The sequence below is a fragment of the Caproicibacterium argilliputei genome (genome assembly GCF_029211325.2).
Taxonomy (GTDB): Bacteria; Bacillota; Clostridia; order Oscillospirales; family Acutalibacteraceae; genus Caproicibacterium; species Caproicibacterium argilliputei.
Window position 1 is genome coordinate 1,648,125 of record NZ_CP135996.1, and the last position, 21,782, is coordinate 1,669,906.

General features: G+C 50.9%; 14 protein-coding genes and 2 riboswitches. Of the genes, 2 read left to right on the top strand and 12 right to left on the bottom strand.

All coding sequences use genetic code 11. The annotated features are described in order from the left end of the window. Positions 1-63: 63 nt before the first annotated feature. The 11 genes from PXC00_RS08070 to rpoB form a co-directional block, all read right to left on the bottom strand. Entirely contained in the window at positions 64-732 is a 669-nt protein-coding gene (locus PXC00_RS08070; RefSeq protein WP_275844014.1) for a ComF family protein, read from the bottom strand. Continuing rightward, a complete protein-coding gene (gene recD2, locus PXC00_RS08075; RefSeq protein ID WP_275844013.1) occupies positions 719-2,941 on the bottom strand; it encodes an SF1B family DNA helicase RecD2 in 2,223 nt (740 codons plus the stop codon). The genes PXC00_RS08070 and recD2 overlap by 14 nt, the downstream gene beginning before the upstream one ends. Before the next feature lie 38 nt (positions 2,942-2,979). Continuing rightward, complete coding sequence (locus PXC00_RS08080) at positions 2,980-3,333, bottom strand: hypothetical protein (protein WP_275844012.1); 354 nt, start codon at positions 3,331-3,333, stop codon at positions 2,980-2,982. A gap of 71 nt (positions 3,334-3,404) precedes the next feature. Continuing rightward, the gene (gene metK, locus PXC00_RS08085; RefSeq protein WP_275844011.1) at positions 3,405-4,586 is read right to left on the bottom strand and encodes a methionine adenosyltransferase; all 1,182 of its coding nucleotides are present in this window, start codon (positions 4,584-4,586) and stop codon (positions 3,405-3,407) included. An 82-nt stretch (positions 4,587-4,668) separates the two neighbouring features. Then, positions 4,669-4,764: riboswitch (SAM riboswitch) on the bottom strand. Positions 4,765-4,876: 112 nt separating this feature from the next. Then, complete coding sequence (locus PXC00_RS08090; RefSeq protein WP_275844010.1) at positions 4,877-5,509, bottom strand: ECF transporter S component; 633 nt, start codon at positions 5,507-5,509, stop codon at positions 4,877-4,879. Between the two features lie 73 nt (positions 5,510-5,582). Further along, positions 5,583-5,719, bottom strand: a riboswitch (FMN riboswitch). A gap of 103 nt (positions 5,720-5,822) precedes the next feature. Next, on the bottom strand, positions 5,823-7,025 hold the full coding sequence (gene tuf / locus PXC00_RS08095; protein WP_275844009.1) for an elongation factor Tu: 1,203 nt from the start codon (positions 7,023-7,025) through the stop codon (positions 5,823-5,825). A 96-nt stretch (positions 7,026-7,121) separates the two neighbouring features. Beyond that, positions 7,122-9,239 (bottom strand): elongation factor G, encoded by a 2,118-nt coding sequence (gene fusA, locus PXC00_RS08100; protein WP_275844008.1) that lies wholly within the window; start codon positions 9,237-9,239, stop codon positions 7,122-7,124. Between the two features lie 37 nt (positions 9,240-9,276). Continuing rightward, complete coding sequence (rpsG, locus tag PXC00_RS08105; protein WP_275844007.1) at positions 9,277-9,747, bottom strand: 30S ribosomal protein S7; 471 nt, start codon at positions 9,745-9,747, stop codon at positions 9,277-9,279. A 150-nt stretch (positions 9,748-9,897) separates the two neighbouring features. After that, positions 9,898-10,326, bottom strand: coding sequence for a 30S ribosomal protein S12 (rpsL, locus tag PXC00_RS08110; RefSeq protein ID WP_275844006.1), 429 nt, complete (start codon positions 10,324-10,326; stop codon positions 9,898-9,900). 172 nt (positions 10,327-10,498) lie between these two features. Then, positions 10,499-14,053, bottom strand: a complete 3,555-nt coding sequence (gene rpoC / locus PXC00_RS08115; RefSeq protein ID WP_275844005.1) for a DNA-directed RNA polymerase subunit beta' — start codon at positions 14,051-14,053, stop codon at positions 10,499-10,501. A 17-nt stretch (positions 14,054-14,070) separates the two neighbouring features. Further along, positions 14,071-17,817 carry a DNA-directed RNA polymerase subunit beta gene (gene rpoB / locus PXC00_RS08120; protein WP_275844004.1) on the bottom strand — a complete coding sequence of 1,249 codons (3,747 nt, stop codon included), beginning with the start codon at positions 17,815-17,817 and terminating at the stop codon, positions 14,071-14,073. A gap of 680 nt (positions 17,818-18,497) precedes the next feature. Between rpoB and PXC00_RS08125 the strand changes: the two genes are divergently transcribed. Beyond that, positions 18,498-20,246 (top strand): bifunctional diguanylate cyclase/phosphodiesterase, encoded by a 1,749-nt coding sequence (locus PXC00_RS08125; RefSeq protein WP_275844003.1) that lies wholly within the window; start codon positions 18,498-18,500, stop codon positions 20,244-20,246. A gap of 80 nt (positions 20,247-20,326) precedes the next feature. Further along, positions 20,327-21,313: a nucleoid-associated protein gene (locus PXC00_RS08130; protein ID WP_275844002.1), complete on the top strand. Its 987-nt coding sequence runs from the start codon at positions 20,327-20,329 to the stop codon at positions 21,311-21,313. A 61-nt stretch (positions 21,314-21,374) separates the two neighbouring features. On the opposite strand, the gene PXC00_RS08135 is transcribed toward PXC00_RS08130, so the two are convergent. After that, the gene (locus tag PXC00_RS08135; protein ID WP_275844001.1) at positions 21,375-21,779 is read right to left on the bottom strand and encodes an RrF2 family transcriptional regulator; all 405 of its coding nucleotides are present in this window, start codon (positions 21,777-21,779) and stop codon (positions 21,375-21,377) included. Positions 21,780-21,782 lie beyond the last annotated feature (3 nt).

Sequence of the window (21,782 nt, forward strand, 5' to 3'; positions counted from 1 at the left end):
GCGCAGAAAAGCCATCTTTCTTTTTCGCCGTACAGTTTATTATAATATAATCCCCAGGCATTTTCAATCCTTATCTGTCACAGACTGCGCCTGTGCCGCGGCAGCGCAGACAACTTCTGAAGCGCCCGCATGGAGCAGCTCTTCCGCACAGGCTGTCAAGGTTGCACCGGTGGTAACAATGTCGTCAATAAGCAGGATTTTTCTACCGACTGCCGCAGGACGGGCCGCGTAAACGCCTTGTACGTTCCCAAATCGAGCCTGCGCGGGGAGCGAATGCTGCACCCGGCTGTGTTTAACCTTGCGCAGCAAGCGCAGATAAGGCAGCTTTAGCTGTGCCGCAGCTGTCTTTGCCAGCAGCTCACTTTGGTTGTAACCGCGCCGCATACGATGCCAGCGCGTCATGGGAACCGCTGCAACCGCATCTAAGGGCGGCAGATTGGAAAGGCTCTTCAGCAGTATTGCCATCTGCCGCCCGAAAAATACACCTACGGACGGCTCCTGCTCAAACTTAAAGCGCAGAATCGCATCCCGTACTTTTCCGGCATACGCATACGGCGCATAGCAAGGAACCACGGTTTCCGGCACACAGAAAAGCTCTTTCTGAAAAACAGACGGCAGCACCGTGCGGCAGTTTTTGCAGGTTTGTTCCCCATGCTTCATCAGTTCCCCACAGAACGGGCAGCGTGGCGGAAACACCAGATCCATCCAGAAAGAACCGTCAGGCTTCCTCATGATAAACCGCCTCGCCGGTTAAAAACTCCCGCAGACCGGAATACCGGCGGGTACGGCGGGTGTTTTCGACCATCATGCGCACGGTTTGCTGCGTACCCACCAGAACCAACAGCTGCTTTGCGCGTGTGATCGCCGTATAAAACAAATTGCGGTAATACAGCGGTTTGGGGCCGGGATACATCGGCATGACTACCGCCGGAAATTCACTGCCCTGACTCTTATGTACCGTCATGGCATATGCAAGTTCCAGCTCTGCCGCTGTTTCCAGCTCATAAGTAACCAATCGGCCGTCCATGTCCACCGTCAACAGGGAAGCGCTCTTATCGATTTCCCGAATGATGCCAATGTCCCCGTTGAAGACGCCGTCGCCCACCGTGCCGTCCTCTTTTTCCCAACTAAGCGTATAGTTGTTTTTTACCTGCATAACCTTATCACCCTCACGAAACAAGCGTCCATTCACCTTCAGCTCTTTCCTGCCGGACGCATGGGGGTTCAGCACCCCCTGCAGAACCGTATTCAGCTGAATCGTGCCCAGCTCCCCTTTCCTGCTGGGAGACAGCACCTGAATATCCGTGAATGGGGAAAATTCATAAGTTGCGGGCAAACGGGTGCTGCAAAGTTCCTGAATGGTTCGGGAAATCTCCTGCGGGTCTGTACGGTGCATAAAGAAGAAATCATTTTTCGGGTCATTCAACAGTGGCATTTCGCCAGCGATAATTCTATGCGCGTTGGTCACAATCAAGCTTTGCATACTTTGCCGAAAAATGTGGCGCAGCTGTACCACCGGAAGCATTTCAGACGCAATTAAATCCCCCAGCACGTTGCCCGGCCCAACGCTTGGCAGCTGGTCGCAATCTCCCACCAGCACCAGGCGGCAGCCCACTGGCAGCGCGCGCAGCACCGCCTCAAACAGAGAAATATCTACCATAGAAAGTTCGTCAATGATTAAAGCGTCACACTCCAGCGGCTTCTGCTCGTTGCGGGCGAAAACTGGGCTGTCTGTTTCGTCCCACTCCACCTGCAGCAGCCGATGCAGAGTTTTTGCCTCTTCTCCGGTCAGCTCGCTCATTCGTTTTGCCGCCCGTCCAGTCGGCGCCGCAAGCAGCACTTTTTCCCCTTTCTTTTTCAGAATGCGGATAATTGCATCCAAAGTCGTCGTTTTGCCGGTACCCGGTCCGCCGGTCAAAATCAACAGACCGTTAGAAAGTGCTGCAAGAATGGCTTCCTTTTGTTCCGGTGCGTACGCAATGCCCAATGACTCTTCAAAGGTATCCACAGCCACTTCCGCCCCCGGAATCGGCTGGCTGGGGTAGTCCATCATCATCTGCAGGCGGGCCGCAGAAAAAAGCTCCGCGTGATACAGCCGCGGCAGATAAACCGCCGTGCAACCACGCACCAGACAAGTGATAACACTGCCTTCACGCTCCAGTTCGTCAAACGCTTCCTGTACCATTTGCTGCGCAACACTGAGCAGCGCCGCGGATGTGGTCAAAAGTTTCTCCTTAGGCAGATAGGTATGCCCATTGTTCACATTGTGCTGCAAAATAAAAAGGATCCCCGCCCGGATGCGACAGGGATCATCCGCCGGTCGCTCCAGCGACTCTGCAATCGCGTCAGCCCGCTGAAACCCCAGATCCACATCCTCTACACAGAGGCAGTATGGATCCTGCCGCACGTGCTCTACCGACTCCGGTCCAAACACCCGGTAAACCCGAACCGCCTCTTCCGGGGTCACACCAAACTCTTTTAGGCCGAGAATCACTTCGCGGATTCCCTGCTTTCTGCGGTACTCCTCAGAAATTTGCTGCGCCTTGCGCTTGGAAATTCCGCTGACCTGCGAAAGCCTGTCCGGATCATTTTCTAAAATTTCCAGTGAATGTTTCCCAAATGTTTCGACAATCCGCTTTGCTGTAGAGCGACCGATTCCTTTCAGAGAACCGGAAGAGAGATACAGCAAAATTGCCTCCGAAGTGGCAGGCTGCATCCGCTCATAAATTTGCGCGCTGAATTGCCGCCCGAACGATGGATGCTCCGTCCAAGTACCGACCACGTGCAGCTCGTCCCCCGCCTCCGCTGTCGGCAGAGAACCGACAACGGTTACCAGTTCCTCCCCATTATTCAGTTCCATCACCGTGTATCCATTCTTCTCATTTCGAAAAGTAATCCGCTCCACGGTTCCTGCCATTTCCAGCAGCGTTTGCTTTTCCATTGGACTCCCTCCGGACCGATTCCGTACATATGTACGTCTTATTTCCTATCAGTATACAGCATTTCTTCCATGTTTGCAAATCTTTCCGCACTGCAGATAACGGCGCCGGGTTTGTCGTGCAGAAACAGCGTGCAAAGGCGTTTGGTCTGGCTGTCCATACCGTCATCCACCACGACCAGCTGCTTCTTAGAAAAACCTTCTGCTTCACGCAGCTGATTGCGTGCACAGCGCAGCACATACTCCACATCTTCCCGATGCTCCGAAAGATGCAAAACCAGAACCAGCGTGCCCGTCTGTCCCCCTGTGCGGTACAGCAGGTGCATCAGCCACTGCATCAAGCTGCACAGCCCCACGACTGCCAGCAAAACAATGATTACTTGACCCGCGCCCATAAAAATCACCTCTTTACAATGTATGCAAAGAGGTGTGGAATGCGCACTGCAATCCTTCTGGAAAAGAAATTTTATGCAAGCGCCTTTTTCAGTTCATCAACACGGTCTGTCTTTTCCCAGGAAACACCCAGATCCTCGCGACCCATCTGCCCGTAACTGGCAAGGTTGCGGTAAATTGGTTTGCGCAAATCCAAGGAGCGGATAATCGCAGCCGGGCGCAGGTCAAAGACCTTCTCAACCGCAGCAGCAAGACGGTCATTGGAATACTGGGACGTTCCGAATGTATCCACCATAATGGACACCGGATGTGCTACGCCAATGGCGTAGGCCAGCTGTACCTCGCACTTCTTTGCAAGGCCTGCCGCCACAATGTTCTTTGCCACCCAGCGCGCCGCATACGCTGCGGAACGATCTACCTTGGTCGGATCTTTGCCAGAGAATGCACCACCGCCGTGACGACCATATCCGCCGTATGTATCCACAATGATTTTCCGACCGGTCAGACCCGAATCGCCGACCGGCCCGCCAATCACAAAGCGGCCGGTCGGGTTTACATAATATTTGGTGTTTCCGTCCAGCCACTTTGCCGGAATGGTCGCCTTAATAACCTTTTCAACCATATCCTTGCGAATTTGCTCCAAAGTAACGTTGTCATCATGCTGGGTTGAAAGCACAACAGCATCCACACGCACCGGTGCGTCGCCGTCATACTCCACAGTCACCTGCGTTTTCCCATCCGGGCGCAGGTAAGGAATACTGCCGTTCTTGCGCACTGCCGCCAATTTTTTAGCCAGTTTGTGTGCCAAAGAAATCGCAAGCGGCATTTTTTCCTCAGTTTCATCACAGGCAAAACCAAACATCATGCCTTGGTCGCCGGCGCCGATTTTATCGTCCGCATCAGAAGCGCCGTTTTTCACTTCGAAAGATTCGTTGACGCCCATGGCGATATCCGGTGACTGCGCATCAATCGAAGTCAAAACGCCACAGGTGCTGCCGTCAAAACCATAAGCCGGATTATCGTATCCAATTTCCTTCACGACACTGCGTGCCACTGCCGGAATATCCACATAGCAGTCTGTAGAAATCTCGCCCATCACATGTACGACACCGGTGCAGGCAGTCACCTCGCAGGCCACGTGCGCATTCGGGTCCTTTTCCAGAATGTTGTCCAAAATTGCGTCAGCAATCTGGTCGCAAACCTTGTCAGGATGCCCTTCGGTAACGGATTCAGAAGTAAAGAAATGCTTCGCCAATTGAAATTCCTCCTACTTAAAATGCCCCGAGCGTGAAAAAGGCGCGGCCCGATGAAATGCGGACAGCGCTTTATCTTTCGATACCTCATCTATCGGCTTCACCGCAGGACTTGGCACCTTACTTGCGTAGGTTGCCGGACATCATCGGGCCTGTTCCCTCCGTCACTCTTGATAAGGGTGATATTATTGATTTTTTCTACAGTGAGCAGTATAGCATAAAAACTGAAGGTATGTAAATAAACAAAATTAGAGATTTGTCAAAAATCAAGACAAAGTTCCGCATTCGCAATTTATTTTACCCGCCCATGCAGCACCGGGCTGACATGCTTATACAAAAGGAATGTGAGCACAGAAACAGAAACCGCCTTAATCAAATTGAGCGGTGTTGTTGCAAGCAAAACAAAAGTGGTCAAGTTTGTAATGCTGCTGTTAACACTGCTGCCCATTTGAATCAATGCCGTCATGGGCATATGAAAAGCTACCGCGTAAACCGGCAGCAGCACAAACGCATTTCCCAAGGCACCGACTACCGTCATAGCCGCTCCGCCGACCGCCATGCCGGCAAGCGCAGTTTTGCGGGTTTTATGCAGGCGGTAAATAATTGATGCCGGAACAACGAACGCACAACCAAAGAGGAAATTGGCTGCCTCCCCGACTCCAGCGGTTTGCGTGCCGCCGCTGAGCAACATATGCAGAACCACTTTGATAGCTTCAACCGCCGCTGCGACAGCCGGACCGAACGCAAAACCGCCCAGCAGCACCGGCACTTCACTGAAATCCAGCTTATAAAACGGCGGCAGAAACGGCAGCGGTACTTCCAGCATCATTACAACGCCCGCAAGCGCACCCAGCACACCAATGACCGCAATGGTACGGACATTGGCTACCTTCGCGTTTTTGAAAGTTTTTGTTTGACTTGCCATGGTTTCTCCTTCTGAGACATGGAACAAAATTTAAGAGTGCCCCGGTAATAAACGTCACCGGGGCACTCTAATTCCATATCTTCTACCATCCGGACTATCACCGTCGGCTCCGGAATCCAACCGGAATCTGCGTTTGACAAACGCTCGCGGGCTAACAGCAGCTGCTGTATTACCGCCGGTGGGGAATTGCACCCCGCCCCGAAGAATTATTCAATTCCTACATTTAGTATATGCGAACCTAGGCAAATTGTCAAGAGGGTTGCACACAAAAAAGGTTCTACCCACAGGGGGCAGAACCTCAATTTGTTTGCAATTACTCGTTAATCTTGGAAACAACACCGGAACCAACGGTGTGGCCGCCTTCACGAATGGAGAAGCGCAGACCTTCCTCAATAGCGATTGGAGCAATCAGTTCAACGTCCATCTCAACGTTATCGCCAGGCATGCACATCTCTGTGCCTTCTGGCAGATTAATCACGCCGGTTACATCCGTTGTGCGGAAGTAAAACTGCGGGCGATAGTTGTTGAAGAACGGCGTATGACGGCCGCCTTCATCCTTTGTCAGGACGTAAACCTGACCCTTAAACTTTGTATGCGGATGAATCGTGCCCGGCTTGGAAAGGACCTGACCGCGCTCGATGTCCTCACGCTGAATACCACGCAGCAGAACACCGACGTTATCGCCAGCCTGCGCATAATCCAAAGTCTTGCGGAACATCTCCAGACCGGTGATAACGCTCTTCTTGCGCTCGTCGGTCAAACCGATGATTTCAACTTCTTCGCCAATCTTCGCAGTGCCACGCTCCACACGGCCTGTAGCAACTGTGCCGCGGCCGGTGATGGTGAACACATCCTCAACCGGCATCAGGAACGGCTGGTCAGCCTTACGGTCAGGAGTCGGGATATACTCATCGACAGCTTTCATCAGATCGACAATGCACTTATACTCCGGTGCATTGATATCTGTGGAAGTGCTCTCCAGAGCCTTCAGAGCGGAACCACGAATAATCGGGGTGTCATCGCCCGGGAAGTCATATTCATTGAGCAGGTCGCGAATTTCCATTTCGACGAGATCCAGCAGTTCCGGATCGTCAACCTGGTCGCACTTGTTCATGAATACAACGATATACGGCACGCCAACCTGACGGGACAGCAGGATGTGCTCACGTGTCTGCGGCATCGGGCCATCAGCAGCGGAAACAACCAGAATTGCACCATCCATCTGTGCAGCACCGGTGATCATGTTCTTAACGTAGTCAGCATGGCCGGGGCAGTCAACATGCGCGTAATGGCGCGTTTCGGTCTGATACTCAACATGAGCGGTGTTAATGGTAATGCCGCGCTCACGCTCTTCAGGAGCGGAGTCAATGTTGGAGTAATCTTTGAATTCCGCATCACCCGCGAAGCTGAGCACTTTGGTGATCGCAGCGGTCAAAGTAGTTTTGCCATGGTCAACATGACCAATGGTGCCGATGTTTACATGAGGCTTGGATCTGTCGAATTTTTCCTTAGCCATTGGAAGTTCCTCCTTTATTTTTCAATCGTTGTTTCCCTATTCAGAATCAATTCTATTTTATCAAGAATACAGGGAAAAATCAAGCAGTATTTATGATTACTCTTCCTTTTTCGTACGGGCAGAAATAATCTTTTCGGAAATGTTTTTCGGCACTTCAGCGTAGTGATCCGGCTCCATTGTGAACTGACCACGCCCCTGCGTTTTGGAACGCATATCCGTTGCATAGCCAAACATCTCTGAAAGCGGAACCATAGCATGAATCTGCTGTGCGCCGTGAATGGCGTCCATGCCCTCAATCATGCCGCGGCGAGAGTTCAAATCGCCAATCACATCGCCCATATACTCGTCCGGCACCGTAACGGTAACCTTCATAATCGGCTCCATAATGACCGGATCCGCCTTGCGCATGGCATCCTTAAACGCCATAGAACCGGCAATCTTAAATGCCATTTCAGAGGAGTCAACTTCATGATAAGAGCCATCATACAGTTCAACCTTGACATCCACAACGTTGTAGCCAGCCACAACGCCGCTGAGCATTGCGCCCTGGATACCGGTGTCAACCGCCGGAATATACTCCTTCGGAATGGAACCGCCAACGGTAACATTGTCAAATTCGTAGCCTTCGCCGGGATTCGGGAACACACGAATCTTAACATGACCGTACTGTCCTTTACCACCGGACTGACGAACATACTTGCAGTCCACGTCAGCGGGCTTGCGGATAGTTTCCTTGTAAGCAACCTGCGGCTTACCGACATTGGCTTCCACATGGAATTCACGCATCAAGCGGTCAACGATAATTTCCAAGTGAAGTTCACCCATGCCAGCAATAATTGTCTGACCGGTTTCCTCATCGGTGTAAGCCTTGAAGGTCGGATCCTCTTCCGCCAGTTTTGCCAGCGCAATCGTCATCTTTTCCTGACCGGCCTTTGTCTTCGGCTCAATTGCAACGCGGATAACCGGATCCGGGAACTCCATGGACTCCAGAATGACCGGATGCTTCTCATCACAGAGCGTATCGCCTGTCGTCGTGTTCTTAACGCCGATTGCTGCGGCGATATCGCCTGCATAAACGGTTTCCAAATCCTGACGATGATTTGCGTGCATCTGCAGAATACGGCCGATACGTTCGTCACAGTCCTTTGTGGAATTGTAGACAGTATCGCCGGCATTCATTTTACCGGAGTAAACGCGGAAGTAGCACAGCTTACCCACAAACGGGTCTGTCGCAATCTTGAACGCCAGTGCAGAGAACGGCTCATCATCAGAAGCATGACGATCCTCTTCCTCGCCGGTGTCAACATTTGTACCGCGGATAGCCGGAATATCGGTCGGAGCCGGCATATAGTCCACGATTGCGTCCAGAAGTTTCTGAACACCTTTGTTTTTGTAGGACGTACCACAGGTGACAACCACCAGTTTGTTGGCAATAGTCGCCTTGCGCAGCGTGGAAACAATCTCATCTTTGGTGATTTCCTCACCGGACAGATATTTTTCCATCAGTGCATCGTCTTGCTCTGCAACGTGCTCAATCAGTGCTGTATGGTATTCCTCGGCTTTTTCGCGCATATCTTCCGGAATTTCTTCCACGCGCATATCCTTGCCCATTTCATCATAATAAACATCTGCTGTCATGGCGACAAGGTCAATAATACCACGGAAAGAATCTTCCGCACCAATCGGAAGCTGAATCGGAACCGGGGTGCAGTTCAAACGGTCCTTCATCATATCAATCACGTTGTAGAAATCAGCGCCCATGATGTCCATTTTGTTGACATAGGCCATACGCGGAACGCCGTATTCCTCAGCCTGACGCCAAACGGTTTCAGACTGCGGTTCAACACCACCCTTTGCAGCAAAGACGGTTACAGAACCGTCCAGCACACGCAGGGAGCGCTCCACTTCCACGGTGAAATCCACATGGCCGGGAGTATCGATGATGTTGATTCGGTAATCTCTGTTTTTGTCGGGGTCGCCAAAGTATTCACTGTGTGTCCAAAAGCAGGTCGTTGCAGCGGAAGTAATTGTAATGCCGCGCTCCTGCTCCTGTGCCATCCAGTCCATGGTGGCCGCGCCGTCATGCACTTCACCGATCTTGTGGTTGACACCGGTGTAGTACAGGATACGTTCAGTTGTTGTCGTTTTACCGGCATCAATATGCGCCATAATGCCGATGTTACGAGTGTGATCAAGTGTTACCTGCCTAGGCATTAATTACCCTCCATTCGTTCTGCAAACGCCTGTAGCACTACCATCTGTAGTGTGCAAACGCTCTGTTGGCCTCAGCCATCTTATGCGTATCGTCACGCTTCTTGGCTGCGCCGCCCGTACCATTTACAGCATCGAGAATTTCACCTGCAAGACGCTCTTTCATGGTACGCTCAGAACGCTGGCGGGAGTACGTTGTCATCCAGCGCAGTCCCAGTGTCTGCCGCCGCTCCGGGCGGACTTCCATAGGAACCTGATACGTAGCACCGCCGACACGGCGGGCCTTGACTTCCAGAGAAGGCATCACGTTTTCCATGGCAGCCTCAAAAACCTCCAGAGGTTCTTTTCCGGTTTTTTCTTTGATAATATCGAAAGCGCCATAAACGATCTTCTGGGCTACGCCCTTCTTACCGTCAATCATGATATTATTCACGAGACGTGTGACTAACTTTGAATTATACAGCGGATCGGGCAGTACGTCCCGCTTCGCAATATTGCCTCTTCTTGGCACTTTACTTCCCTCCTTCACATAAATGATATCATAGGTACTCGAAAATGAAGCTTCCCGTCAGGCCTGCAAGAGGCGTTTTATAAAAACGCCGCACAGAGCTTTTGTAAAAAAGCCCGCAGCCGTAAGGTTTTCGTCAGTTTCAGTCCTGTCTTACTTTGCAGCCTTGCCCGGCTTCGGGCGCTTTGCGCCGTACTTGGAGCGAGCCTGCATCCGTTTTGCAACGCCCTGCGCATCCAGTGTGCCGCGAATGATATGGTAACGCACACCAGGCAGATCCTTTACACGGCCGCCGCGAACCATCACGACGGAGTGCTCCTGCAGATTGTGGCCAACACCGGGGATATAAGCTGTAACTTCCATTCCATTGGAAAGACGCACACGAGCAATCTTCCGCAGAGCAGAGTTCGGCTTTTTCGGGGTTGCAGTTTTAACTGCAGTGCAAACACCGCGCTTTTGCGGAGAATTCTGGTCAATCGCCATGCGCTTCTTTGCATTCCAGCCTTTCAGCAGTGCCGGAGCCTTTGCCTTCTTTTCGGCGACTTCACGTCCGGTATGAACCAATTGGTTAAATGTGGGCATAGTACACCTCCTAACTCAGATTTCCAACATTTATGTTAAGCGGCATTGACCGCGTAACATCCAGAGAACACACCAAATCCCACCCCGCATTCCGCAAAGGTGGGAAAGTATGCAATTTACGACGGCGTAACAGGAAAAACGAGTCAAACCATCACAATTGATTATTATACAGCTAGACTGCCGTATTTGTCAAGCTTTCTTCTCTGCTTTCCGAATTTTTCTCTTCAAGCTGCACATTGGCGTAATGCTTCATGCCTGTGCCGGCCGGAATCAGCTTGCCGATGATAACATTTTCCTTGAGGCCCATGAGCGGGTCGATTTTGCCCTTGATGGCAGCATCGGTCAGCACACGGGTTGTTTCCTGGAAAGAAGCAGCGGACAGGAACGAATCTGTTGCCAAAGAAGCTTTGGTAATACCAAGCAGGGTTGGTGTGCAGGTTGCTTCACGCAGCCCTGTTTCACCTGCCGCAATGCGGTCGCGGATTTCCCTGTTGGCAGCCTGAAACTCTGATTTTTCCATCATGGAGCTCGGCAGCAAATTTGTATCTCCCGCGTCTTCCACGCGGACTTTCTTCATCATCTGCCGCACAATGACCTCAATGTGCTTATCATTGATATCCACGCCCTGCAGGCGGTAAACGCGCTGCACTTCTTCAATCAGGTAATCCTGTACCGCTTCAACGCCGCTGATTGCCAGTACGTCATGCGGATTCACAGAGCCCTCGGTAATGCGTGTGCCGGCCTTGATATTCTGTCCTTCCTGCACAGTTACACGGGAACCAAACGGAATCAGATAACTCTTAGACTGGCCGTCGTCGCCGGTAACCACCACATGACGGTTTTTCTTGATTTCCTCAAAAGTAACTTTACCGTCAATTTCGCTGATAATGGCAAGGTGCTTCGGCTTGCGCCCTTCAAACAATTCTTCAACACGCGGAAGACCCTGTGTAATATCTTCTGCGTTCGCAATACCGCCGGTGTGGAAGTTTCGCATCGTCAGCTGTGTGCCAGGCTCACCAATAGACTGTGCCGCCACAATACCAACCGCTTCGCCTACGGTCACTTCCGTACCAGTAGCCAAATTCAGGCCATAGCACTTCTTACAGACACCGTGCTTCGCGTGACACGCCAGAATCGAACGAATTTTAATACGCTCAACGCCGTGTGAAACAATGATATCCGCATCCGCATCATTCATCATTTTGTCTTTGCTGACCAAAACCTCGCCGGTCTTCTCGTCTACAAAGTCTTCCAGCAGGTAGCGCCCCACCAAACGCTCATGCAACGACTCAATAACTTCGTTGCCCTCTTTGATGTCGTAAATCTCCAGTCCTTCTGTTGTGCCGCAGTCGTTCTCACGGATAATGACTTCCTGAGAAACATCAACCAAACGACGGGTCAGGTAACCAGAGTCAGCTGTACGCAGTGCAGTATCTGTCAAACCCTTTCGAGCACCGCGCGAAGAGATGAAGTATTCCAGAATGTTCAGGCCTTCACGATAATTGGCGCGAATCGGGACTTCGATTGTTTCACCGGAGGTATTTGCAATCAAGCCGCGCATACCTGCCAGCTGACGAATCTGGCTCATGGAACCACGCGCGCCGGAATCCGCCATCATAAAAATGGGATTGTAGCGATCCAGGTTCTTCTGCAGTGCTTCAGAAACTTCATCCGTTGCCTTGTTCCAAGTGCTGATAACCGCCGCATGGCGCTCTGCATCCGACAGGAAGCCGTTCTTGTACTGGTCGGAAATCAAGTCGACACGTTCTTCCGTTTTCTGCAGAATTTCTTTTTTCTGCGGCGGAATCGTCGCATCGCAGACAGCAACCGTAATGCCGGACAGCGCAGAGTACTTGTAGCCCTGTGCTTTAATGGCATCCAGCACTTCACTGGTTCTTGCGGTACCGTGCTTCTTAATGCACTTCTCTATGATCTTGCCCAACTGCTTTTTGCCAACCAGGAAGTCAATCTCAAACTTAAAGAGATTTTCCGGCTTTGAGCGGTCAATGAAGCCCAAATCCTGCGGGATGGGACGGTTGAAGATAATCTGGCCGACTGTAGTATCGGTCAGTGCCTCCTGCATTTCCCCGTTAATCTCCAAAACGCGGCGAACCTTAATCTTCGCGTGCAGCTCAATGGCCTTTGCGTCATAAGCCATAATCGCTTCATCCACATCCTTGAAGATTTTGCCTTCGCCCTTTTCCCCGTCACGATCCAGTGTCAGCCAGTAGGAGCCCAGGATCATATCCTGTGTCGGCACCGTAACCGGCTTGCCGTCAGAAGGCTTCAACAGGTTGCCTGCCGCCAGCATCAGGAAGCGTGCTTCTGCCTGTGCTTCACTGGAAAGCGGCACATGCACAGCCATCTGGTCGCCGTCAAAGTCCGCATTGTATGCGGTACAGGCAAGCGGATGCAGTTTCATGGCACGGCCTTCCACCAGCACCGGCTCAAACGCCTGAATACCCAAGCGGTGCAGCGTCGGCGCACGGTTCAGAAGAACCGGATGGTTCTTGATGACAATTTCAAGCGCGTCCCAAACTTCCGGTTTTGCGCGTTCAACAGCCTTACGTGCCGCCTTGATATTACCTTCCGTTCCGGTTTCCACCAAGCGCTTCATAACAAAAGGCTTAAAGAGCTCCAGCGCCATTTCCTTCGGCAAACCGCACTGGTACATTTTCAGTTCCGGACCAACGGCAATAACAGAACGGCCGGAGTAGTCAACACGTTTGCCCAGCAAGTTCTGACGGAAACGCCCCTGCTTACCTTTGAGCAAATCAGACAAAGACTTCAGCGGGCGGTTGTTCGGGCCCGTCACTGGTCGGCCGCGACGGCCGTTGTCAATCAGGGCATCCACCGCTTCCTGCAGCATCCGCTTTTCGTTGCGAACGATGATATCCGGTGCGTGCAGCTCCAACAGCCGCGCCAGACGATTGTTTCGGTTAATCACACGGCGGTACAGATCATTCAAATCTGAAGTCGCAAAGCGGCCGCCGTCCAGCTGTACCATAGGACGCAGATCCGGCGGAATAACCGGAATGACATCGAGAATCATCCATTCAGGACGATTGCCGGACTGACGGAACGCTTCCACGACTTCCAACCGCTTCAAAATGCGTACACGCTTTTGTCCGGTCGCGGTTTCCAACTCCGCTTTCAGTTCTTTGGACTCTTTGTTGAGGTCAATTTCTTCCAAAAGTGTCTTGATTGCTTCCGCGCCCATGCCTGCGTGAAAGTCGTCCTCGTACTTTTCACGCAAATCGCGGAATTCCTTTTCTGTCAGCAGTTGTTTCTTCTGCAGCTCCCGCACGTCGCCAGGATCGGTCACAATATAGCTGGCAAAATACAGAACTTTCTCAAGCATACGCGGAGAAATGTCCAGGATCAATCCCATGCGGGACGGAATTCCCTTAAAGTACCAAATGTGTGATACCGGAGCCGCAAGCTCAATGTGCCCCATGCGCTCGCGACGGACTTTTGCGCGCGTCACTTCAACGCCGCAGCGGTCACAGATTTTGCCCTTGTAACGAATCCGCTTGTACTTGCCGCAATGGCACTCCCAGTCCTTTGTCGGCCCAAAAATGCGCTCGCAGAACAAACCGTCCCGTTCGGGCTTTAAGGTACGGTAATTGATGGTTTCCGGCTTTTTTACTTCGCCGTGGGACCACTCGCGGATTTTTTCGGGAGAAGCAAGGCCAATTTTGATTGATTCCAGCGTATTAAATTCCATGTAGCAAAATCCCCCTGTCAGTCTGCCGTATCAATATCATCCAGTGAAATGTCCAAACCGCTGTCCGCTTCCTCTTCCGGCTCATCACTGCTGCTGTCCTCCACATAGCTGTCGGGGCCGTCATACAGTGCTTCATCCGCTTCATCCACGGAATAGCCCTCCAAATTATCAGCAACATCCGGCTCATCAAAGTTGCCGCCGTTCGGTGAGAAACCCATATCGTCATCATCATCAAAGGACTGGCGCAGGTCGATTTCCTGGTTATCCTTATCCAGCACTTTCATGTCCAAGCCAAGGCTCTGCAGTTCCTTAATCAGCACCTTAAAGGATTCTGGTACACCCGGCTTCGGAATGTTCTGCCCTTTGACAATGGCTTCGTACGTTTTGACACGACCGACCACATCATCCGACTTCACAGTCAAAATTTCCTGCAGGGTATAAGCAGCGCCGTATGCTTCCAGTGCCCAAACTTCCATTTCGCCGAAGCGCTGTCCACCAAACTGCGCCTTGCCGCCCAAAGGCTGCTGCGTAACCAGTGAATAAGGACCGGTGGAACGCGCGTGCATCTTATCATCAACCAGATGATGCAGCTTGAGGTAATACATAATGCCAACGGTAACCGAATTGTCAAAATATTCGCCGGTACGGCCATCCCGCAGCGGGAACTTGCCGTCTTCACTCATATGCGCCTCGCGGAACGCAGCGCGAATATCCTCTTCATGTGCACCGTCAAAAACAGGCGTCATAATTTTCCAGCCAAGCGCACGTGCCGCCATGCCCAAATGCACTTCCAGTACCTGCCCGATATTCATTCGGGAAGGTACGCCCAGCGGATTCAAAACGATATCCAGCGGCGTGCCATCCGGCAGATAAGGCATATCCTCTACCGGCAGAATGCGGGAAACAACGCCCTTGTTGCCGTGACGGCCAGCCATCTTGTCGCCAACGGAAATTTTACGTTTCTGCGCAATGTAGCAGCGAACCACTTTATTAACGCCCGGGCTCAACTCATCACGGCTATTTTCGCGGGTGAAGATTTTGACATCCACCACAATACCGTACTCACCATGCGGAACGCGCAGAGAGGTATCACGCACTTCACGTGCCTTTTCACCGAAGATGGCGCGCAGCAGGCGATCCTCTGCGGTCAGCTCGGTTTCGCCTTTCGGGGTTACCTTACCGACCAAAATATCGCCGGCGTGCACTTCCGCACCGACGCGGATAATGCCGCTTTCATCCAAATCGCGCAGCATATCCTCATTGACGTTAGGAATGTCGCGAGTAATTTCCTCCGGCCCAAGCTTGGTGTCACGTGCTTCCACTTCATGCTCCTCAATGTGAATAGAGGTAAACACATCGTCACGCACCACTTTTTCGCTAATCAGAACCGCATCTTCGTAATTGTAGCCTTCCCAAGTCATAAAGCCGATCAAGGCATTTTTACCAAGGGAAATTTCGCCGTCTTTTGTTGCCGGGCCATCTGCAATCACGTCACCGACATTGACACGGTCGTTGCGGTTCACAACCGGAACCTGATTAAAGCAAGTGCCGGAGTTCGAACGCAGGAACTTGATAATCGGATAAACATCAATATCCCCGTCATCCGTAATGACGCGCACTTCATCTGCACTGACGCTCTTGACAGCACCGGCTCGCTTGCACAGCACGCAGGCACCGGAGTCAACACCTGCTTTGTACTCCATGCCGGTGCCGACAATCGGCGATTCAGTTTTGATCAGCGGCACAGCCTGCCGCTGCATATTGGAGCCCATCAATGCACGGTTCGTGTCGTCATTTTCCAAAAACGGAATCATGGCTGTTGCAACAGACACAACCATGCGTGGCGATACATCCATGAAATCGACTTTTTCGCGTTCCACAACCACAAACTGGTCACGGTGACGGCCGTTGACACGTGCGTTCTGAAAATGGCCTTCCTCATTCAGCGGCTCGTTTGCCTGCGCAACGATGTAGTTATCTTCCACATCCGCTGTCATGTAAACCACATCGCGGGTCACCACACCGGTTGCTTTATCAACGCGGCGGTACGGTGCTTCAATAAAGCCATATTCATTGATGCGCGCAAAGGTAGCCAAGTACGAAATCAGACCGATGTTCGGGCCTTCCGGCGTTTCAATCGGGCACATACGGCCGTAATGCGTATAGTGCACGTCGCGAACCTCAAATCCAGCACGGTCACGGGACAGACCGCCCGGCCCCAAGGCAGACAGACGGCGCTTATGCGTCAGTTCTGCCAGCGGGTTTGTCTGATCCATAAACTGTGACAGCGGAGAGGAACCGAAAAATTCCTTAATGGCCGCCACAACCGGACGGATATTGATCAGCGAATGTGGGGTCAAGACCTCAAGGTCCTGCGCCTGCAGGGTCATACGCTCGCGAATCACACGCTCCAAACGCGAAAAACCAATGCGGAACTGGTTCTGCAGCAATTCGCCGACCGAGCGAATACGGCGGTTCCCCAGGTGGTCAATGTCATCAATCGTGCCAAGACCAACCTGCAGGTTGCACATATAACTGACAGAAGCAAAAATATCATCAATGATAATATGCTTCGGCACCAGTTCTTCAACATGGGTGCGGATTTCCTCTTTCAAAGCCTCTTCATTATCGCCGTTTTTCTCGAGCATATCCACCAGCACCGAGTAACGCACACGCTCCCGAATGCCGCACTCTGCCTCAGCGTCAAAGTTGACATAATTGCGAATGTCTACCATTCCGTTAGAGATTACTTTGACCTCTTCCTCATTGACCGTGACATATGCAATTGAAACACCGGCATCGTCCATCTGACGTGCCAGTTCGTGCGAAACAGCCTGCCCCGCCTCCGCCATCAGTTCCCCCGTGGAGGGGTTCACAACCGGGCGGCTGAGCACCTGACCGGTAATTCGGCCTGCAAGATTTAACTTTTTATTGTATTTATAACGGCCGACACGGGAAAGATCATAACGGCGGGAGTCAAAGAACAGTCCGTTGATGTGCGACTGCGCGCTGTCCAGGGTGGGTGGCTCGCTTGGGCGCAGTTTTTTGTAAACCTCAAAAAGTGCTTCTTCCGCGTTTTTGCAAGGATCTTTTTCCAGTGTTGCATCAATCAGCGCGCTGCTGCCGAAGTATTCGCGGATTTCCGTGTCGCTGCCCAGACCGAGTGCGCGGATAAAAACGGTAATTGGCAACTTGCGGTTTTTGTCGATACGAACATAGAAAACATCATTGGCATCGTTCTCATATTCCAGCCATGCGCCGCGGTTCGGTATCACGGTGGCGCTGTACAGTTCCTTGCCGGTTTTGTCATACTCCATCTTATAATAAACGCCCGGCGAACGGACGAGCTGGGATACAATGACGCGCTCAGCACCGTTAATGACAAAGGTGCCGCTTTCCGTCATCAGCGGGAAATCCCCCATAAAAACTTCGGATTCTTTGATTTCGCCGCTTTCTTTGTTAAGCAGACGCGCCGTTACACGAAGGGGAGCCGCATAAGTGGCATCCCGCACCTTGCACTCCATGACTGAATAATTTGGTTTGTCCACATCCAATTTATAGTCAACGAAGTCCAGGACCAGGTTGCCTGTGTAGTCGGTAATGCCGGAGACATCTTTAAAGACCTCCTTGAGGCCCTCGTTCAAAAACCATTCGTATGAGTTCCTCTGGATTTCGATGAGGTTTGGCATCTGCAGTACCTCGTCGATTTTGGAAAAGCTCATGCGTGTGTTTTTGCCCACCTTCACCGGTTTGACATTCACCATTGGCTCAATCACTCCAATCCTTTTTTTAAAGAGCCGCTTAGCCGCGTACGTCCTTATTCATCACATTCCCTGCACAAAGCCTCTTGCCTTTTCGAAATTGATGTGTTATGATAGAAACTGCAAGAGATAGGTGCACTTCTCTATGATGATGCAGTTTAATATTCTATTCCTTTTTGATAGGTTTGTCAAGGCAATTATGACGGTTTGCCTTGGCTTTTTTCTTTTTATACGGATTTTTGATTCTTTTCCTGCCGACCGGATGAAAAAAGATAGGTGTTCGTTTCTTAAACGCAGAAATAGAGCAAGCATTCCTTTACAACACGATTAGATACTTCGCTGTAATTTTATATTTTTTCGTTTCTGTGTTAGCGCAGATGGCGCGTGATTTGGAATAAAATTTCAAATTATTTGAAATCAGTTTTGTTTTTTCGATGTTTTTTGAATTATTATTACACTTTATTGACTAATCTGAAAAAATATTCTATAATACTTCCCATGTAAAGGAAGTTTGCGCAGACGTCTGTAATTCGATAGGAAATTTATATTATTATAAATCTAATTTTCAATTTTCTTGTCTTCCGGATAGAATCAGATTTTTCTGTCATACAGCTTCCTTTCCCTGCCTTCGAAAAAAAGGAATTTATACAAAAATCAATGGATGGATAAATCGAGGCTTACTTATGGAAAACGAATATGATGCTGCACCGGCTCAATCCCTCTCAGAGTTTGCACCAGCTGAGCTGCCGCACGGTCTTGACGATTACCGTGCGTTTTTGGAAAAAAGCCGCCCGTTTTTAGACCACACAGCTGAAAATTACGGTTATATCGTTCTTTATACAGACATCGTGGAATTTCAAAGCGTAAATTTACTTTACGGCTATGCGGAGGGGGATCGCTTTCTCAGCGCCTTTGCAAATTTTTGGAAAAATTTTCCCGGCGTGTGTTGCTCGCATCGCGTGTTTGCCGACCACTTTCTCTGTCTGATACAGGTGTCATCTGCCCCGCAGGGGCGCACGGCGTCAACAGAGCAGATGTGCCGCTTGCTAAAAACATTCCTGCAGGAGCAACTGCCCTTTCACCCAAACTGCCGCGTGCATGCTGCCTGTGGACTCTGCAGCGTCAGCGGCGCAGGTCTCATTGCTGCAATCAGCCGTGCCAATACGGCAAGAAAATATCTGAAATCACACAGCAAAACCACAGTTGTCTGGTTTGACGCTGCTTTCAAGCAGGAAATCATCCTAAAAAAAGACGCGGCATCCCTTGCACAGGCTGCCTTGCGTGAAAAGCGATATTGCTTCTACCTACAGCCCAAGGTAAACCTGCAGTCGGGCAGAATCGTCGGCGCTGAGGCACTGGCGCGGGGCATCCGTACTGACGGTTCCCTGCTTTACCCGGATAGCTTTGTCCCGTTTCTGGAGCATAATGGTTCCATTATTGAAATGGATTTTCTCATTTTCGAAAAAGTATGCATCTATTTATCGCATCGCTTAAAAATGCAACTTCCGACTGTAACGATCTCCGTCAACCTTTCCCGCCTGCACACCCAGCGCAGCGGTACTGCCAAAGCGCTGCACACCATTGCTGAAACCTATGGAATTCCGCCGGAACTACTGGAGTTTGAGCTTACCGAAACGCTGTTTTTAGATGAATTCAAGCAGGCAAAGCGTTTGATTGATGAACTGCGCAGCTATGGTTACAAAGTTTCCATTGATGACTTTGGCTCTGGCTATGCGGGTTTGAACCTTTGGCAGGAACTGGACTTCGATATTTTAAAGTTAGACAAGCGGTTTCTTTCACACGACCCATTTGTTAAGCCACGAAACGATGCACTGCTTCCCAATCTGATTCGCACTGCGAACCAGCTGCAGATGGAGGTGCTCTGCGAGGGAGCAGAAACGAAAGAGGAATGTGAATACCTTAAAAAAATGGGCTGCCACATTGTGCAGGGATATTACTTTTCAAAGCCGTTGCCTTGCTGTGCATTTGACCGACTGCTGGAACAAAGTGACGGTACGTTCCCAGTAGAAACCAGCTCCGCTCCCACTGCCGGTATTCCGCACGACTCCCTGCTGACGGACATACTGTTCCGGGTTGTGCCGGGTGCCCTCGCCGGGTTTGACACGCAAAGCGGTCGTCTGCTTTTTGCCTCTGACAGTCTGCAGGAGCTGACTGGTCTGCCGTCTGATGCCCTGTTTTCCATCTCCGGTTGGGAAGCCTGGATGCAGCAATTCGGAGAGCCAAATGACTTCCCCGTATTTCTGACCGCACAGCAGGATTACCAGTCCTGTGGAAATGTTCACTTTCTATTTCATCTGCGGTGTGCAGACGGCAGTACGCACTTCTTAGAGGTTTATGCCGGCACCGCCTCTCATCCGGAATGGGGTCGCTATACCCTCTTCTTCTTTTTAAACCGAGATGGTTTTTTGTAAAATCACCCGCCAAAAACAGACCTTTTTCTTGACCTTTGCCCCCTTTATGTTACAATACAACAGAGAAAGGGGACAAAACCATGGTTTCAATTACCCAAGCTGTCCTGCATATTTTGGACACAAACATTGACTTTCCGGTACTTTCGGACACGCTGCTAACACTGGATCCGGAAACGGAGGCCTTTTTGAGCAGCCATATCGAACACCTCTATGCCAGTGACGACTGTAAGCTGTGCCATTTTATACCCGGCAGCAAATTTCAAACTGCCGCAGCCCACTGTGAAGAACAGTTTCTTGCCTTTTCGCGGGAAACCGCCGGCACCATTTTTACCGTTTTAAAACAGAATCCGGATATTCCTGCTGGGGATCTGCTCTTTGCCTGCGCAGAAATTGAAGAGGAGCCTTATTTGGTGCTGCTAAAGCTGAATTATCGGGACAGTTATATCCACGCCTGCAGCTGTCCGGATGGAAACGAACACAGCAACGCCATTCTGCGACAGCGCATTACCCTGCCGCAGCCAAAAGCTAAACCGGACGAAGGCGCGCTGATTGCCCTGAAGCAGGATGAAGTCCGTCTGCTGGAAAAGCGATATGAGATTGACGGCAAAAAACGCTGCTATTTATCGGAACAGATTCTGGAGTGCAGCTTCGGCATCTCTGAAAAGCAAAAATTGGACGCTGTGCAAAAAGCAGTGGAAACCGTAAATGAAAAGTTCTATGAAAACAAACAGGAAATCAAAGCGCACGTGGCCGCCGTTCTGTGTGAGCAGGCGGAAAATGACGATGCGGCAACCTTAGAGAATTTATGTGACTCCATTTATGAAGACCCCCCTGCAGAAGTGAAAGAAGAATTTTCCCGTGCTGTTGCGCAGAAGAATCTGCAGATGTCAGACACGGTTCATGTTTCTCCCACTGCCGCAAACCGCATGAAAAAGCAGTCTTTTAAGGCGGAAAACGGTATTGAAATTAAAATACCGCTTGAAGTTTACCACAGTGGTGATGGCGTGCAGTTCATTCACAATCCGGACGGAACCGTTTCCCTGTTAATTCAGGGTATCCGCCTTTAAGCGCCAAAAAAACTCTGCCCTTTCCGAAAGGAAGGCAGAGTTTTTTTGTGAAAACCTGCTTTCAGTCGCAGGCATCCGTTTCGGCAAATGTATAGGAACGAAGCTTGTCCCGCACCATAACAGTCACTTCGTCATAGATCTCATGAAACCGGCAGCTTGTGGTGCAGCTATGGTTACAGTTGTATGTTTCCTGCTGACAGCGGCTGAACATATACGGACCTTCCACCGCCTCAATGACCTGCAGCAGCGTAATTTTTTCTGGTGGACGTGCCAGCATATAACCGCCGTGCGCGCCCTTAAAAGAAGTGACCAAACCGGCATTGACCAGCTTGTGCAGAATTTTCAGAGTAAAACGCTGTGTCACCAGCGTTTTTTCCGCAATGGTGCGGGCGTCCGTTTTCCCTTCTGCACGGGTCAGAAGTTCCACGATACGCACGGCATAATCTGTTTCCAGTGTAATGACCATGAA

What these genes read in the sequence shown, in the direction of transcription:
- recD2 (WP_275844013.1), bottom strand. Translation starts at nt 2,941, where the DNA reads ATGGAAAAGCAAACGCTGCTGGAAATGGCAGGAACCGTGGAGCGGATT.
- rpsL (WP_275844006.1), bottom strand. Translation starts at nt 10,326, where the DNA reads ATGCCCACATTTAACCAATTGGTTCATACCGGACGTGAAGTCGCCGAA.
- PXC00_RS08080 (WP_275844012.1), bottom strand. Translation starts at nt 3,333, where the DNA reads ATGGGCGCGGGTCAAGTAATCATTGTTTTGCTGGCAGTCGTGGGGCTG.
- fusA (WP_275844008.1), bottom strand. Translation starts at nt 9,239, where the DNA reads ATGCCTAGGCAGGTAACACTTGATCACACTCGTAACATCGGCATTATG.
- rpoB (WP_275844004.1), bottom strand. Translation starts at nt 17,817, where the DNA reads ATGGTGAATGTCAAACCGGTGAAGGTGGGCAAAAACACACGCATGAGC.
- PXC00_RS08090 (WP_275844010.1), bottom strand. Translation starts at nt 5,509, where the DNA reads ATGGCAAGTCAAACAAAAACTTTCAAAAACGCGAAGGTAGCCAATGTC.
- rpoC (WP_275844005.1), bottom strand. Translation starts at nt 14,053, where the DNA reads ATGGAATTTAATACGCTGGAATCAATCAAAATTGGCCTTGCTTCTCCC.
- PXC00_RS08070 (WP_275844014.1), bottom strand. Translation starts at nt 732, where the DNA reads ATGAGGAAGCCTGACGGTTCTTTCTGGATGGATCTGGTGTTTCCGCCA.
- PXC00_RS08125 (WP_275844003.1), top strand. Translation starts at nt 18,498, where the DNA reads ATGGAAAACGAATATGATGCTGCACCGGCTCAATCCCTCTCAGAGTTT.
- PXC00_RS08135 (WP_275844001.1), bottom strand. Translation starts at nt 21,779, where the DNA reads ATGGTCATTACACTGGAAACAGATTATGCCGTGCGTATCGTGGAACTT.
- PXC00_RS08130 (WP_275844002.1), top strand. Translation starts at nt 20,327, where the DNA reads ATGGTTTCAATTACCCAAGCTGTCCTGCATATTTTGGACACAAACATT.
- tuf (WP_275844009.1), bottom strand. Translation starts at nt 7,025, where the DNA reads ATGGCTAAGGAAAAATTCGACAGATCCAAGCCTCATGTAAACATCGGC.